The sequence below is a fragment of the Vibrio sp. PID17_43 genome, assembly GCF_002608565.1.
GTDB lineage: Bacteria > Pseudomonadota > Gammaproteobacteria > Enterobacterales > Vibrionaceae > Vibrio.
Map to the genome: position 1 here is coordinate 144,029 of NZ_LIXM01000005.1, position 15,461 is coordinate 159,489.

General features: G+C 45.6%; 17 protein-coding genes. 15 read left to right on the plus strand and 2 right to left on the minus strand.

Annotation, left to right across the window (positions count from 1 at the left end; genetic code table 11):
- Positions 1-38: 38 nt before the first annotated feature.
- On the minus strand, positions 39-776 hold the full coding sequence (gene cmoA, locus AK965_RS05305) for a carboxy-S-adenosyl-L-methionine synthase CmoA (RefSeq protein ID WP_099078631.1): 738 nt from the start codon (positions 774-776) through the stop codon (positions 39-41).
- Positions 777-880: 104 nt separating this feature from the next.
- Positions 881-1,747 carry a DUF72 domain-containing protein gene (locus AK965_RS05310; RefSeq protein ID WP_099078632.1) on the minus strand — a complete coding sequence of 289 codons (867 nt, stop codon included), beginning with the start codon at positions 1,745-1,747 and terminating at the stop codon, positions 881-883.
- Between the two features lie 273 nt (positions 1,748-2,020).
- On the opposite strand from AK965_RS05310, the gene aspS reads away from it, so the two are divergent.
- The 15 genes from aspS (at position 2,021) to ybgF (ending at position 15,389) form a co-directional block, all read left to right on the plus strand.
- Positions 2,021-3,796, plus strand: coding sequence for an aspartate--tRNA ligase (gene aspS, locus AK965_RS05315; RefSeq protein WP_099078633.1), 1,776 nt, complete (start codon positions 2,021-2,023; stop codon positions 3,794-3,796).
- A gap of 174 nt (positions 3,797-3,970) precedes the next feature.
- A complete protein-coding gene (gene ruvC / locus AK965_RS05320) occupies positions 3,971-4,492 on the plus strand; it encodes a crossover junction endodeoxyribonuclease RuvC (RefSeq protein WP_099078634.1) in 522 nt (173 codons plus the stop codon).
- Positions 4,493-4,635: 143 nt separating this feature from the next.
- On the plus strand, positions 4,636-5,247 hold the full coding sequence (gene ruvA / locus AK965_RS05325) for a Holliday junction branch migration protein RuvA (RefSeq protein WP_099078635.1): 612 nt from the start codon (positions 4,636-4,638) through the stop codon (positions 5,245-5,247).
- Positions 5,248-5,268: 21 nt separating this feature from the next.
- Positions 5,269-6,273, plus strand: coding sequence for a Holliday junction branch migration DNA helicase RuvB (gene ruvB, locus AK965_RS05330; RefSeq protein ID WP_099078636.1), 1,005 nt, complete (start codon positions 5,269-5,271; stop codon positions 6,271-6,273).
- A gap of 461 nt (positions 6,274-6,734) precedes the next feature.
- Entirely contained in the window at positions 6,735-8,321 is a 1,587-nt protein-coding gene (gene cydA, locus AK965_RS05335; RefSeq protein WP_099078637.1) for a cytochrome ubiquinol oxidase subunit I, read from the plus strand.
- A 17-nt stretch (positions 8,322-8,338) separates the two neighbouring features.
- Positions 8,339-9,475 (plus strand): cytochrome d ubiquinol oxidase subunit II, encoded by a 1,137-nt coding sequence (gene cydB, locus AK965_RS05340; protein ID WP_099078638.1) that lies wholly within the window; start codon positions 8,339-8,341, stop codon positions 9,473-9,475.
- 12 nt (positions 9,476-9,487) lie between these two features.
- Positions 9,488-9,595, plus strand: coding sequence for a cytochrome bd-I oxidase subunit CydX (cydX, locus tag AK965_RS05345; protein ID WP_099078639.1), 108 nt, complete (start codon positions 9,488-9,490; stop codon positions 9,593-9,595).
- Positions 9,588-9,890 (plus strand): cyd operon protein YbgE, encoded by a 303-nt coding sequence (gene ybgE, locus AK965_RS05350; RefSeq protein ID WP_099078640.1) that lies wholly within the window; start codon positions 9,588-9,590, stop codon positions 9,888-9,890. The genes cydX and ybgE overlap by 8 nt, the downstream gene beginning before the upstream one ends.
- Before the next feature lie 171 nt (positions 9,891-10,061).
- Complete coding sequence (gene ybgC / locus AK965_RS05355; RefSeq protein ID WP_099078641.1) at positions 10,062-10,481, plus strand: tol-pal system-associated acyl-CoA thioesterase; 420 nt, start codon at positions 10,062-10,064, stop codon at positions 10,479-10,481.
- Positions 10,471-11,169, plus strand: a complete 699-nt coding sequence (tolQ, locus tag AK965_RS05360) for a protein TolQ (RefSeq protein WP_099078642.1) — start codon at positions 10,471-10,473, stop codon at positions 11,167-11,169. Before ybgC ends, tolQ begins: the two co-directional genes overlap by 11 nt.
- A 3-nt stretch (positions 11,170-11,172) precedes the next feature.
- Complete coding sequence (gene tolR / locus AK965_RS05365) at positions 11,173-11,616, plus strand: protein TolR (protein WP_099078643.1); 444 nt, start codon at positions 11,173-11,175, stop codon at positions 11,614-11,616.
- Positions 11,617-11,629: 13 nt separating this feature from the next.
- The gene (gene tolA, locus AK965_RS05370) at positions 11,630-12,697 is read left to right on the plus strand and encodes a cell envelope integrity protein TolA (RefSeq protein WP_099078644.1); all 1,068 of its coding nucleotides are present in this window, start codon (positions 11,630-11,632) and stop codon (positions 12,695-12,697) included.
- Between the two features lie 13 nt (positions 12,698-12,710).
- Positions 12,711-14,063 carry a Tol-Pal system beta propeller repeat protein TolB gene (tolB, locus tag AK965_RS05375; protein WP_099078645.1) on the plus strand — a complete coding sequence of 451 codons (1,353 nt, stop codon included), beginning with the start codon at positions 12,711-12,713 and terminating at the stop codon, positions 14,061-14,063.
- Positions 14,064-14,096: 33 nt separating this feature from the next.
- A complete protein-coding gene (gene pal / locus AK965_RS05380) occupies positions 14,097-14,618 on the plus strand; it encodes a peptidoglycan-associated lipoprotein Pal (RefSeq protein ID WP_099078646.1) in 522 nt (173 codons plus the stop codon).
- 15 nt (positions 14,619-14,633) lie between these two features.
- Entirely contained in the window at positions 14,634-15,389 is a 756-nt protein-coding gene (gene ybgF / locus AK965_RS05385) for a tol-pal system protein YbgF (protein WP_099078647.1), read from the plus strand.
- The last annotated feature ends 72 nt before the right edge of the window (positions 15,390-15,461 follow it).

Here is a 15,461-nt window from a genome sequence, read left to right on the forward strand (position 1 = left end):
AAAGTAATGAATCGTATCTTTCTTACAGGCGAAATGGCCTATTTGATAGCGAACATTGAGCCAAAGTTAAAGCATTGGAACCAAACGTCATAGCTAGAGAAACCAATTTTCGCAAAACGCTCTTTGTGGTCTTTCTTTGAGTCTGGGCGCATCACATTTTCAATCGCGCTGCGCTTTTGACTGATTTCTAGCTCGCTGTAGCCATTTGCACGTTTGAAATCGTGGTGTAGGTCGATCAATAGTTCATTCGACACTTCATCTTCAAATACGTACTTTTCCGACAAAATTAAAATGCCGCCAGGACGCAGACCTGCGTAGATTTTTTCTAACAACGCATAGCGGTCTTCTGGTGAAAGAAACTGAAGTGTGAAGTTAAGTACCACAACGGAAGCATTTTCGATTTCGATATTACGAATATCGGCTTCTACGACGTTGACTGGTGTGTCACTGCGGTATGCGTTTACGTGAAGCTTACAGCGCTCAACCATTGCAGGCGAGTTGTCTACCGCGATGATTTGGCAACCTTCTTGTTTGATATGACGACGCATAGAAAGCGTAGCTGCGCCTAAAGAACAGCCTAAATCGTATATAGTTGAATGCGGTTTAACAAAACGTTCAGCCAACATACCGATTGCAGAAATAATATTGCTATAGCCCGGCACCGATCGCTGAATCATGTCAGGAAACACTTCCGCTACGCGTTCATCGAACGTGAAATCCCCAATTTTATCGATTGGAGCCGAAAAAATAGTATCTGGATTGCTCTTAGGGTTCATAACCAAATCTCTGCATACAAGCCGCCTGAAACGTCAGGCATCAAAAAAGGCGCGTATTTTATGGGAAATTCGCGCCTCTGTCATTTGCTTAATTATCAGCGTATCTAAAACATCTGTATTTGCGAGTTGCCATCATTCGCTGGGAATACAGTCAAATTCGGCAGCGAGAGCTTAAGTTGTAGCTGTTTATACAGTTTTTCGGCAAGTTCTGGTGCCAGTACGTTATCTGGCGTGTGGATCATTAAATAAGGCTGAATGCCTTGTTCAACCCACATGGGTAACTTCTTTAGCCAAGGTTCGAAAAAGCGCAAGTTATCATCGATATCTGGGTGCCCAATAAAGCGAATCATCGGATGCTTAGCCGTTGCGATGGCATGGACAGGAACACGAGGTTTGTTTTGGTGTGCATCAATGACGGCTTCAGAGGTAGGCTCTGCAGCAAAAACGGGGCGACTGTCCATGATGATACGGTCAATACCGTTTTCTACTAACCATTGGTTGAGTTCTCGTTCCTCTTCTCCCTTGGAGAAAAACGCCATGTTGCGAACTTCAACCCCGAGTGGAAAGTTTGGCGAGAAACGGGAACAGAACTTTTTTAGCCGCCCGAGATGCTCTGGTCCAAATGCAGCAGGCAGTTGAATCGTCCACTGACCAACACGCTCATGCAGCGGCTCCATCATCTTCATGAAGTCTCGCAATTGCTCGTCACAGCCAATTAGCATTTGCTCGTGAGTAATGGCCTTTGGAAGCTTGAATGTGAACTTAAAATTGTCATGAGTAGCGGCTTTCCAGTTCAGCACCGTATTGCTCGTTGGTGTGGCGTAAAAGGTGGTGTTGCCTTCCACCGTATGAAATACCTGTGCGTATTTTTCTAAACGTTCAGCAGGTTTCGTTCCACGGCCATAAAAGCTTTGTTGCCACTGGTTGTGCGACCACATGGTCAGCCCAAGTCGAAGGGGTAAAATGTCCATGGCTCATCTTCTCTTTTTCTGATGAAAGATACTTTACGAGAGTTTTGCTGAAATAGGTATTTTCACGCTATAATCATCAGCAATTTTTTCGTTTTGGTGTGGTTTTGAACATTTGTTGTACTAAAAAGCACCAGTGAATGATAAAACACAATTAATTGTATGTTGAGTGGTCGATTTTCATAGGCTTTCAGCGTATAAATAAATCTTTACTCTGCTTGGCAATGAGGCTGACAGAGCGTAGTTAACAATATTTGAGAGATTGGGAATTTCATTATGCGTACCCATTACTGTGGTCACCTGAACAAGTCCCTTGCAGGACAAACTGTAGAACTTTGCGGCTGGGTTAACCGTCGTCGTGATTTAGGCGGTCTTATTTTTATCGATATGCGAGATCGCGAAGGTATCGTTCAGGTAGTTGTTGATCCAGATATGGCAGATGCGTATGAGGTGGCTAACACACTTCGTAATGAATTCTGTATCAAATTAACTGGTGAAGTTCGCGTTCGTCCAGAAAGCCAAGTAAACAAAGACATGACAACGGGTGAAGTTGAGATCCTTGCGAAAGGTCTTGAAATCATTAACCGCTCTGACGTTCTGCCTCTGGACTTCAACCAAAAGAACTCTGAAGAGCAACGTCTGAAGTACCGTTACTTAGACCTACGTCGCCCAGAAATGAGCGACCGCATCAAGCTACGTGCTAAAGCGTCTAGCTTTGTTCGTCGTTTCCTAGATGACAACGGCTTCCTAGATATCGAAACTCCTGTACTAACGAAAGCGACACCAGAAGGGGCTCGTGACTACCTAGTACCAAGCCGTGTTCACAAAGGCAGCTTCTACGCGCTTCCTCAGTCACCACAGCTATTCAAACAGCTGCTAATGATGTCTGGTTTTGATCGTTACTACCAAATCGTTAAGTGTTTCCGTGATGAAGACCTGCGTGCTGACCGCCAACCTGAATTCACTCAGATCGATATCGAAACGTCATTCATGACGGCTGATCAAGTACGTGAAAAAACGGAGCAGATGATCCGTGAAATGTGGCAAGAGCTATTAAATGTTGATCTGGGCGAATTTCCAGTGATGTCATTTGAAGAAGCGGCACGTCGTTTCGGCAGTGACAAGCCAGACCTACGCAACCCACTTGAGCTGGTTGACGTGGCAGACATCCTAAAAGATGTTGATTTTAAAGTATTCTCAGGTCCTGCAAACGATGAAAAAGGTCGCGTAGCCGTGATCCGCGTACCAGGCGGGGCTGCACTGTCTCGTAAGCAAATCGATGAGTACACGAACTTCGTTGGTATCTACGGCGCGAAAGGCCTAGCATGGATGAAAGTAAACGACCGTGCAGCCGGCTTTGAAGGTGTCCAGTCTCCAGTGGCTAAATTTCTAAACGAAGAAGTAGTGGCGCAGCTACTTGAGCGTACACAGGCTGAAACTGGCGATATCATCCTATTCGGTGCTGATAGCAAACGCGTTGTGACTGAAGCGATGGGCGCACTGCGTCTTAAGTTAGGTACTGACCTTGAGCTAACTGACAAGTCTGCTTGGAAACCGCTATGGGTTGTTGACTTCCCAATGTTTGAAGAAGACGACGAAGGTAACCTACATGCGATGCACCACCCGTTTACTTCTCCTCTTGGCCTAACCGCAGAAGAGTTGAAAGCGAACCCTGCATCAGCAAATTCAAATGCGTACGATATGGTTATCAACGGCTACGAAGTGGGCGGTGGTTCAGTACGTATTCATAACGCAGAAATGCAAGCTGCAGTATTTGATATTCTAGGTATCGATGCAGACGAGCAAAAACTGAAGTTTGGCTTCCTATTAGACGCACTGAAATTTGGTACGCCTCCACACGCAGGTCTTGCATTCGGTCTAGACCGCCTAGTGATGCTGCTATGTGGTACTGATAATATCCGTGATGTTATTGCTTTCCCTAAAACAACAGCAGCGGCGTGTTTACTTACTGACGCTCCAAGCCTTGCAAATCCAGCCGCTCTTGAAGAGCTGGCGATAGCAGTAACGGCGGCAAAGAAAGACGCTGAATAAGCACTGATTTAGGTCATGCGATCGAATAAATAAAGAAAACTCCCGCACCCGCGGGAGTTTTTGTTTAAGTGAAAGAGATCCCCCGAAGTAACCTCGAGATCCCAGACTCAGTGACAAAGCTAAGTATCCTGCCTCTTGAAGTCCTTTGGGAATAGTTTCTAAATAGGAATTTACATGTCAATCATTCTTGGAATTGACCCGGGCTCCCGTATCACAGGTTATGGTGTTATTCGCCAAAATGGCCGACACCTTCAATATTTGGGCAGCGGTTGTATTCGTATGTCTGAAAAAGAATTACCTGGCCGTCTGAAACAAATCTACGCAGGTGTCACAGAGATCATTACTCAATTTCAGCCAGATGTGTTTGCCATTGAACAGGTGTTTATGTCTAAGAATGCGGATTCTGCACTTAAGCTTGGGCAAGCGCGTGGTAGTGCCATCGTGGCGGCGGTTAACGCTGATCTTCCGGTGTATGAATACGCCGCGAGACTGATTAAACAGGCCGTGGTGGGCACTGGTGGAGCAGATAAAACACAAGTTCAGCATATGGTTCAGCACATGTTAAAACTGCCTGCTAAACCACAAGCCGATGCCGCAGATGCATTGGGTGTGGCGATTTGTCATGCCAATACCAATAAAACCTTAGTTGCCCTTGCTGGTAAAGCCTCCAGTGCGAGAAGAGGGCGCTATCGATAAATTAGCATCTTTCGCAGCCTCACACGCAACGGTTTTACAACCTTCCCTTCTCTCAAAAAACACCCATTCACCGCACAAAGAACTGGATGTCTATCCAGTTCTTTATTATCCTGTCGCAAATTCATTTCCAAAGAGTATTTATAGTGATTGGACGTCTTCGCGGCACTCTGCTTGAAAAGCAACCACCTGAAGTTTTAATTGAAGTTAATGGCATTGGTTATGAAGTTCAGATGCCAATGAGCTGTTTCTACGAACTGCCAAATGTCGGCGAAGAAGCCATTATTTATACTCACTTTGTTGTGCGTGAAGACGCACAATTGCTTTACGGTTTCAACACAGTGAAAGAGCGTGCACTTTTCCGTGAAGTAATCAAAGCGAACGGCGTAGGTCCTAAACTAGGTCTAGGTATCCTTTCTGGCATGACGGCAACTCAGTTTGTATCGTGTGTTGAGCGTGAAGATATTTCTACACTGGTGAAATTACCTGGTGTCGGTAAGAAAACTGCAGAACGCCTTGTGGTTGAAATGAAAGATCGCCTGAAAGGCTGGGGTGCCGGTGACTTGTTTACGCCATTTACGGATGCAGCGCCTGCAGACTCTGGTGCGATGTCGAATAATGCAGAAGAGGAGGCGATCAGTGCGCTTCTTGCTCTAGGCTACAAGCCGACTCAAGCATCGAAAGTGGTTTCTCAGATCGCGAAACCGGATATGACCAGTGAGCAACTGATCCGTGACGCACTAAAGTCAATGGTGTAACGGAAAGTCCAAGGGAACAATATGATTGAAGCCGATCGTTTAATTGCGCCAGAAAATCCTTCGTTTCGTGATGAAGATGTCATTGACCGTGCGATTCGTCCTAAAAAGCTGGCGGATTACCAAGGTCAGGACCACGTGCGCGCTCAGATGGAAATTTTCATCAAAGCCGCTCAACTGCGAAATGAAGCGCTCGACCACCTTTTGATTTTTGGTCCTCCAGGTTTGGGTAAAACCACGCTTGCGAACATCGTTGCCAATGAGATGGAAGTGAACATTCGAACCACTTCTGGTCCTGTATTAGAAAAAGCCGGGGACTTAGCTGCGCTGCTAACGAACCTTGAAGAAAACGATGTGTTGTTCATTGATGAGATCCACCGTCTTAGCCCAATGGTTGAAGAGGTATTGTATCCAGCAATGGAGGACTATCAGTTAGACATCATGATTGGGGAGGGGCCAGCCGCTCGTTCAATTAAAATTGATTTGCCACCTTTTACTTTAATCGGTGCGACAACTCGTGCAGGCTCACTAACGTCCCCATTGCGTGATCGTTTTGGTATTACACAGCGCCTTGAATATTACAAAGTGAACGATCTGCAAGATATCGTTCAACGCAGTGCAAACTGCCTTGGTCTTTCTATGGAATCGGAGGGCGCTCTGGAAGTGGCTCGCCGTGCTCGTGGTACGCCTCGTATTGCAAACCGCCTATTACGTCGCGTACGCGACTATGCAGAGGTAAAAGGCAACGGTCATATTTGTGCTGATACCGCCGATAAAGCGCTAAACATGTTGGATGTCGACGCAAAAGGGTTTGATTATATGGACCGCAAACTGCTGTTAGCCATCATGGAGAAGTTTGGCGGTGGGCCTGTTGGCCTAGATAACATGGCCGCGGCAATTGGTGAAGAGAAAGACACTATTGAAGATGTACTTGAGCCATATCTTATCCAACAGGGCTATTTGCAACGAACCCCTCGCGGACGAATAGCGACGGATCGAGCTTATCTTCATTTCGGAATTGAAAAATAAGATTTCACAACTGAGCGTTACGCGCTCAGTCTTTGATAAATTTTGATCTATATCTCATTTGTTGTATTTTATTTCATGCGTTATAGGTAAGAAAAGTTCGCAGCTTGTTAATGCCCTGTTCCTCAAAGCCTGGTTATTTCTACTCTTTATTACTCATCCGTAACATGTCCTCTAAATATCGTTTGATCTGCATCATTGTGATGGTTTTTTGTTCAAATTCGACACATAAATATTGATGCACATCAAAGCGGTTTCTCGCCATAAACCTTTTGAAACAATCTGTTTTTACAAGTAATATTAGCCTTAGCTATATTAGCTGATGCTTAACAATTAACTAACCAATGAAGCACATTTTTGCAACAACTTGCTGTGATATTTCAACACTTTTCAAGTGTGGATAACACCTGGAAATAGATTGCAATATGTAGAGAGTGTCATTCAGCCGACACATAGGAGTTACCATGATTGACGTAGTTGATCTATCGCGGTTGCAGTTTGCACTGACAGCGATGTATCACTTCCTATTCGTACCATTGACCCTTGGTATGGCCTTTCTTTTGGCCATTATGGAATCGATGTACGTAATGACGAACAAGCAAATCTACAAGGACATGACCAAGTTCTGGGGTAAGCTTTTTGGTATTAACTTTGCCCTTGGTGTGGCTACTGGCCTTACCATGGAATTCCAGTTTGGTACGAACTGGTCTTACTACTCCCACTATGTAGGGGACATCTTCGGTGCGCCACTGGCGATCGAAGCTTTGGTCGCTTTCTTCCTGGAGTCCACTTTTGTTGGTCTATTCTTCTTCGGGTGGGATCGTCTATCTAAACGTCAGCACTTGGCGGTAACCTGGCTGGTTGCGTTGGGCTCTAACTTCTCTGCACTTTGGATTCTTATCGCTAACGGTTGGATGCAAAACCCAGTGGGTGCGGAGTTCAATTTTGAAACCATGCGTATGGAAATGGTGAGCTTTGCTGACGTGGTGCTAAACCCAGTGGCACAGGTGAAATTTGTTCACACTGTGGCATCAGGTTATACCTGTGGTGCAATGTTTATCCTTGGTATTAGCTCATACTACCTAATTAAAGGTCGTGATATCGCATTCGCGCGTCGTTCATTTGCTATTGCTGCATCTTTTGGTATGGCAGCAATCTTGTCTACCATCGTCCTTGGTGATGAATCAGGCTACGAGCTTGGTGAAGTTCAAAAAGTGAAACTGGCGGCAGTAGAAGCTGAATGGCACACAGAACCAGCACCGGCGGCGTTTACTCTGTTTGGTTTACCAAACCAAGAGACAATGGAAACGGACTACGCTATCAAGATCCCTTACGTAATGGGCATTATCGCGACACGTTCATTCGATGAGCAAGTAACAGGCCTGCGTGAGCTACGTGATGACCACGTAGATCGTATCCGTACTGGTATGTATGCGTATGAGCTATTAGAGAAACTGCGTGCGGGCGACAAGTCTGAAGCGAACATGACAGCGTTTGATGAAGTGAAAGGTGATCTAGGTTACGGTCTACTTCTAAAACGTTACACTGACAATGTTGTTGATGCGACTGAAGATCAAATCCAAGCTGCGGCGGATGATTCTATTCCGACAGTATGGCCTCTATTCTGGTCGTTCCGCATCATGGTGGCGTGTGGCTTCATCATGCTATTCGTATTTGGTGCGGCATTCGTTCAAACATGTCGTCAGAAAATCGAACAGAAACAATGGGTTCTTAAAGCCGCACTATTCAGTATTCCACTACCTTGGATTGCTATTGAAGCAGGTTGGTTTGTTGCAGAATACGGTCGTCAGCCGTGGGCTGTAGGTGAAATCCTGCCAGTTTACGTCGCGGCGTCAGCACTGACCGCGGCTCAAATCTGGACGTCACTATTTGCAATTCTAGCGCTTTACACGGTATTCCTGATTGCAGAAGTATACCTAATGGTGAAATTCGCACGTAAAGGTCCAAGTAGCCTAAAAACAGGCCGCTACCACTTCGAGCAAAATGCTGACTCTGTTGAAGACAAAGTTAGCCGCCAAGTAGAAGCGTAAAGCAAGGAGATAACAAGATGTTTGATTACGAAATCTTGCGACTCATCTGGTGGGTACTGATCGGTGTTCTACTAGTTGGTTTTGCAATTACAGATGGTTTCGATATGGGTGTGGGCGCGCTTGTACCTATTATCGGCAAAAACGACACGCAACGTCGTGTCATGATTAACTCAATTGCTCCGCACTGGGATGGTAACCAAGTTTGGCTTATCACCGCTGGTGGTGCATTGTTCGCCGCTTGGCCTTTGGTTTACGCGACATCGTTCTCAGGTTTCTACCTAGCGATGATCCTCACTCTGGCTGCACTTTGGCTACGTCCAATTGGTTTGGACTACCGTTCAAAAATTGAAGACAAAAAATGGCGTAATACTTGGGATATTTGTATCTCAATCAGTGGCTTCGTTCCACCAATCATCTTTGGTGTGGCGTTTGGTAATCTTCTACAAGGTGTACCATTCCAGTTGAACGATTTCCTGATGCCAACGTACCACGGTTCATTCTTTGGCCTACTAAACCCATTTGCACTGCTATGTGGTCTAGTTAGCTTGTTCATGATCCTGATGCAAGGTGCGACTTGGCTACAAATGAAGACCACTGGCGAAGTACACACACGTGCTCGTAACGTAGCTCAGCTTACTGGTCTACTAACAGTGGTTGCTTTTGTTGTGGCTGGTTTCTGGATCCAAAATATCGACGGTTACGTAATTGTGGGTGGCATCGATACAGCGGCACCATCAAACCCTCTGAATAAAGAAGTGATTCGTGAGGCAGGTGCGTGGATGAAGAACTTTGAAAATTACCCTCTACTGTGGGCTGCGCCGGTATTAGGCATGGCAATGCCGCTGCTGGCTGTGTTGGCATCACGTCTAGAAAAGTGTGGTTTGGCGTTCTTGACTTCAAGCCTTGGTAACGCCGGTGTCATCTTTACTGCTGGTTTTGCAATGTTCCCATTCATCATGCCGTCGGATCTTGTACCAAGCCACAGCTTAACGATGTGGGATGCAACATCATCGGAATTGACGTTAAACCTAATGACAGGTGTTGCGTTTGTCATGGTTCCAATCATCCTTGCTTACACGTCTTGGACTTACTACAAGATGTTTGGTCGCCTTGATGACAAGTTCATTGAAGAAAACAAAAACTCACTTTACTAAGGGGCATTGACTATGTGGTATTTCGCGTGGATTCTAGGTGTACTACTTGCTTGTGCATTCGGTATCATCAATGCTCTTTGGTTAGAGCACACAGAAATGATGGATGAAGACAGTGAGTAATCTCGCTGACAAGGTAGCAAAGTTACACGCCCCAATGGATAAGACTCCCTTGAGAGTCTTATCTCTAATCCTCGGTTTGATGCACGTAGGATTGGTGATGTGGGATCCTGATGCTTACCATCGAGCAATTGGTGGCTTTAACGCAGTGATCGTTCCGGCAATGATTTGGGCAATGTGCTCAAGCATGGTGTATGGGGTGGGCTTCAAGCCGAAAAAATGGTACTGGCAAGTGTTGTTTAGCCCATATTTTTCACTCGCTATCTTAATTTATCTGACTGCACTGTATTTCATGTAGACGTTACACTCAACAATGCAGTTGGTTACTAAATCATCGAACAAAAGCCAAGCGCTTCGCTTGGCTTTTATTTTTTCTACAAAAATCAAAAATATTCTATTAGCTTAGTACCAATTATGGCCGCTTCAGTTATAGTGATTGCTTTAAAGAATTGAATGTATTGGAACTCCCTTGCTAGGCACAACAAATCCCTTCCGCTGGCCGATCACCGTGTATTATGAAGATACCGATGCGGGTGGCGTTGTATATCACTCAAATTATTTAAAATTCTTTGAACGTGCACGCACTGAAATGTTGCGTGCAAAAGGCATTTCTCAACATGTGTTATTGGAACAAAACATAGGCTTTGTTGTCCGACACATGGATATCGATTTCAACCAAGGGGCTAGATTAGACGAGCATTTGACCGTTCTAACCCGAGTGTCAGAAATAAAACGTGCGTCCCTGCAATTCTGTCAAGAGTTAGTCAATGATGAAGGCAAAACATTGTGCAAGGCAATTGTTAAGGTAGCATGTATCGATAATAAGAAAATGAAGCCAATAGCTATTCCATCATTGATAAATTCGGAGCTAACAAATAGTGACTGCTGATATTTCCATTTTAGACCTCTTTCTTCAGGCCAGTCTGTTGGTAAAGCTTGTGATGCTAACCCTACTAGGTATGTCAATCGCATCATGGGCAATGATCATTAAGCGCAGCAAAGTACTGTCTCAGGCATCGAAAAGTGCGGAGTCGTTTGAAGATAAGTTTTGGTCGGGCACTGACCTTTCTCAGTTATATCAAAAAGTGAAAGGTCGTAAAGACGACATTGAAGGGACAGAAGAAATCTTCTACGCAGGATTCACTGAGTTTGCCCGCTTACGTAAGAGTAACGCAAACTCTCCTGCTTACATCATGGAAGGCACCGGTCGTGCAATGCGTGTTGCGGTTGCTCGTGAAGTTGATGAACTGGAGACCAGTTTGCCTTTTCTGGCAACAGTGGGTTCTATCAGCCCATACATCGGCCTGTTTGGTACGGTGTGGGGGATCATGCACGCATTTATCGCGTTAGGTGAGGTAAAGCAAGCGACCCTTTCGATGGTTGCACCAGGTATCGCAGAAGCACTTATCGCGACAGCAATGGGCCTGTTTGCCGCGATTCCTGCCGTGATGGCTTACAACCGATTAAGCAACAAAGTGAGCAAACTTGAGCACACCTACGCCACTTTCTCTGAAGAATTCCACAGCATTTTGCACCGTCAAGCAATGGCGGGTCGAGACAGCGCAAGTAAGGAATAAGTCATGGCGGGTTACCAACCTAAAAAGCGCAAAATGACAGCAGAAATCAACGTTGTTCCATATATCGACGTTATGCTTGTATTGCTGATCATTTTCATGGCGACCGCACCATTTGTCACTCAAGGGGTGGATGTTGATCTTCCAAAAACATCCACCGCTGAATCCATGCAAGAACTCGCAGGTGATACAGACAGTAGCTTCATCATTATTGAAATTGATCGTGACGGTAATTTAGGCCTAAGCGTGAATGATGAAGAGATGCAACGTGGTCTGTCATTGCAAGATGTGATTGTGCATGTGAAAGCTGAACGTTCTATCAAGCCTGATTCTCCCGTTGCAGTTGGTGGTGATGCGGCAACTCCGTATGCCGACGTGGTCATTCTACTAGATGAGTTAAGTCGTGCTGGCATTCCTAAAGTGGGTCTGATGACTGATATCAGAGAATAGACATCGAATATCTATGAAAGATAACAAGAAGAAATCCAAAGAATACGCCAAACCGATAGCAATATCGGTTGGTTTGCATGCGATTCTTGTTGTGGCTCTGCTTTGGGGGACAGACTTTACCATGTCTAAGCCTGAGCCTACAGGACAGATGGTTCAGGCCATCGTGATTGATCCAAAACTTGTTCAGCAACAAGCGAAGGAGATTCGTCAGCAACGCGAAAAGGCGGTCAAAAAGGAGCAAGACCGTCTTGATAAACTAAGACGCGAAGCTGAGCAGCTTGAAAAAAATCGTAAAGCAGAAGAAGAACAGATTCGTAAGCTTAAAGAGCAGCAAGCAAAAGATGCGCAAGCCGCTCGTGAAGCCGAAGTTGCTCGCAAGAAGAAAGAACAAGAACGCAAGGCAGAAGAAGAACGGACTCGTAAAGAGAAAGTGCGAGCTGCAAAAGCGGAAAACGAACGTAAAGCCAAAGAAGAGGCAGTGCGTAAAGCGGAGCAGGAGCGTTTAGCCAAAGAAGCGGCGATAGCGAAAGCCGAGCAGGAGCGTGTTACACGTGAAAAAGCCGCGAAAGAAGCGGAAGAGAAAGCGAAACGTGAACGTGAAGCTGCAGCAAAAGCCGAGCAAGAACGCATCGCGAAAGAAAAGGCAGCCAAAGAGGCTGCTGAGAAAGCACGCAAAGAAAAAGAGCGTCTTGAACGCTTAGAACGAGAACGCAAAGAGCAAGAAGCGGCGCTGAACGATATTTTTTCTGGCCTTGAAAGTGAGGCGAGTCAAAACAGTGCCGCACGTAACCGTTTTATTGACGATGAGCTCTCTCGCATGTCATCTATCTATACTCAAAATATTCAGCAAAGGTTGATTAAGGATGACTACCTGTTGGGAAAAGAGTGTAGGGTAAACATCAGACTGATCCCTACAGGAACAGACATGATGGTGGCGGGCATTACCGTGTTAGGTGGCGACTCTCGCGTATGTGCCGCGGCGAAAAGTGCGATTGCGCAGGTAGGGACTTTCCCTAAATCGTCAGAAGATGCGGTCAATGAAAGACTAAAAGATATCAACTTAACTGTTGCTTTGGACTAAAAGGAACTGAGACGTGATTAAACGCCTTTTACTAGGAATGTTTGTACTGCTTGGCAGTCTTACGAGTGTAGCTCACGCTGCATTAGAGCTGGTGATTACCGATGGTATTGATTCAGCACGCCCCATTGCTGTTGTTCCATTTAAATGGGAAGGCAGTGAACCACTTCCAACCGATATTTCTGCTGTAATTGCTTCCGATTTACAACGTAGCGGTAAATTCAGCCCAGTACCGACGAACAAAATGCCACAGACACCGTTTAATGAATCGGAGGTGAACTTTGATGCATGGACAAACTTAGGTGTTGACGCGCTACTGACGGGATCAATTGCGAAAAATGAGCAAGGTAACTACGTGGTGAATTACCAGCTTGTGGACGTTGTGCGTGGTCAGTTAACAGGCGGACAAAGCAAAGCGTTAGGCGGGGATGGTGAGTTAGTGCTGTCTAAAGATCACGTGTTGTTCAACAAGGTGGCCACCCTTGAAGGCCCGCGTATGCGAGAGTATGCTCATCGTATTTCCGACCTAGTGTATGAACAGCTAACCGGTGAGCGTGGTGCGTTTATGACACGTATCGCTTACGTGGTCGTGGACGATAAAGATCGCTTCCCTTACCAATTGCGTGTTGCTGATTATGACGGTTACAACGAGCGTTTGGTGCTGCGTTCTAAACAGCCACTGATGTCGCCAGCATGGTCGCCAGATGGTCAAAAACTTGCTTATGTGAGCTTCCAGAATGGGCAGGCGGAAATTTTCATCATGAACATTTACACTGGCGAACGTGAAAAAATAACGTCATACCCTCGCCATAATGGCGCACCAAGATTTTCGCCGGACGGCAGCCAATTAGCTTTGGTTCTGTCAAAGACGGGGTCATTACAGGTGTACACATTGGATCTAAAAACTCGCAAGTTGACGCAAATTACGAGTGGCAGATCAAATAATACCGAACCTTTCTGGTATCCTGATGGTAAATCGTTAATTTTCACATCGGATAGGGGTGGTAAACCACAGATTTATCAAGTAAATTTGGACAGCGGTTCGACTAGCCGTTTGACGTGGCAAGGCAGTCAAAACTTAGGTGGTCAAATTACACCAGATGGCCGATTCCTCGTCATGGTGAATCGCAGTGACTCAGGTTTCAATTTGGCAAAACAAGATTTGGAAACAGGCGCGCTTGAGGTATTAACAAAAACGTTGCTTGATGAGTCACCGAGTATTGCCCCAAATGGTGGCATGGTTATTTATAGCTCGATTTACAATAAGAAAAACGTACTATCGATGGTGTCAATTGATGGTCGATTTAAAGCGAGATTACCAGCAACAAATGGGCGCGTGAGAGCGCCAGCATGGTCACCGTTTTTGTAGTAACAAGTTTGATTTTTAATGAAGGAAAATAAGATGCAACTGAACAAAGTTCTCAAAGGACTACTAATCGCGATTCCTGTAATGGCTATGACTGCGTGTAGCTCAAGCGATGACGCAGCTTCAAGTACTGGTGCAGCAACTAACACTGGTAGTACAGAAACGACAGTAGTGACTCCGATCGATCCAAATGGTCAACTTACGGAGCAAGAACTTAAAGAGCAAGCGCTACGTGAAACTCAAACTATCTACTTCGCATTTGATAACTCTACCATTGCCGGCGATTATGAAGAGATGCTAGCGGCTCATGCTTCTTACCTAAGCAAGAACCCAGCACTTAAAGTAACTATCGAAGGTCATGCCGATGAGCGCGGTACCCCTGAGTACAACATCGCACTAGGCGAGCGTCGTGCACAAGCTGTTGCAAACTACCTACAAGCGCTAGGTGTTCAAGCTGATCAAATCGCTATCGTTAGCTACGGTGAAGAGAAGCCACTTCTTCTAGGTCAATCTGAAGATGTTTACGCTAAGAACCGTCGTGCGGTCCTAGTATACTAATTCGAGGTAAACCTCATGTTCAGTAACACTAAGCGCGCTGTTACGCTTACGTTGCTGGCAAGTGCAGCGAACTTCGCGTTCGCTGCACCGGCCCCAGTATCAGATCTCAACAGCACATCATCATTATCTACTCGATCTTCTTCCGAAACCGATATCGAGCGTTTAGAGCGCTTGCTGCAAAATCGCAACCGCGTTCAGCTTCAAATGCAAGAGCAAATTGACCAAATGTCACAAGAGATCAGTGATCTTCGTGGTCAGTTAGAGCGCAATAGCTACGAAATGCAGCAAATGTTGCAACGTCAACGTGAGTTGTTTGTGGAGCTTGATCGCCTGCGTGGTGAAATGAAAACTGCGCCAGTGGAACCGAGTAAACCAGCAGAAACCGTTGGTAAGTATACATCGAACGCCGATGAACAAACGGCTTATCAAAACGCGGTCGATCTTATTCTTAAAAAGCGTGACTACGCGGGTGCGATTGCAGCGTTCACACAGTTCCAAAAGGACTACCCGGATTCCACTTACTCAGCAAACTCTCACTACTGGCTTGGCCAGTTGTACTTTGCTAAGAAGCAAGATAAAGATGCGGTAAAAAGCTTTGCCGCTGTGGTCTCTTACAAAGACTCAAACAAACGTGCAGATGCATTAGTTAAGTTGGGCGATATCGCAGAACGTAACAACAATGCAGAGCAGGCGAAGAAATACTACCAGCAAGTGGTGGACGAATACGCTGGCAGTGCTTCAGCCAAAGTCGCCAGTTCAAAGCTGAAATAGTATTGATAAAAAAGAGAGCTTACGCTCTCTTTTTTGCTTAGTTGGGTTACCTTGTGATCCCTGTTCCTTCCG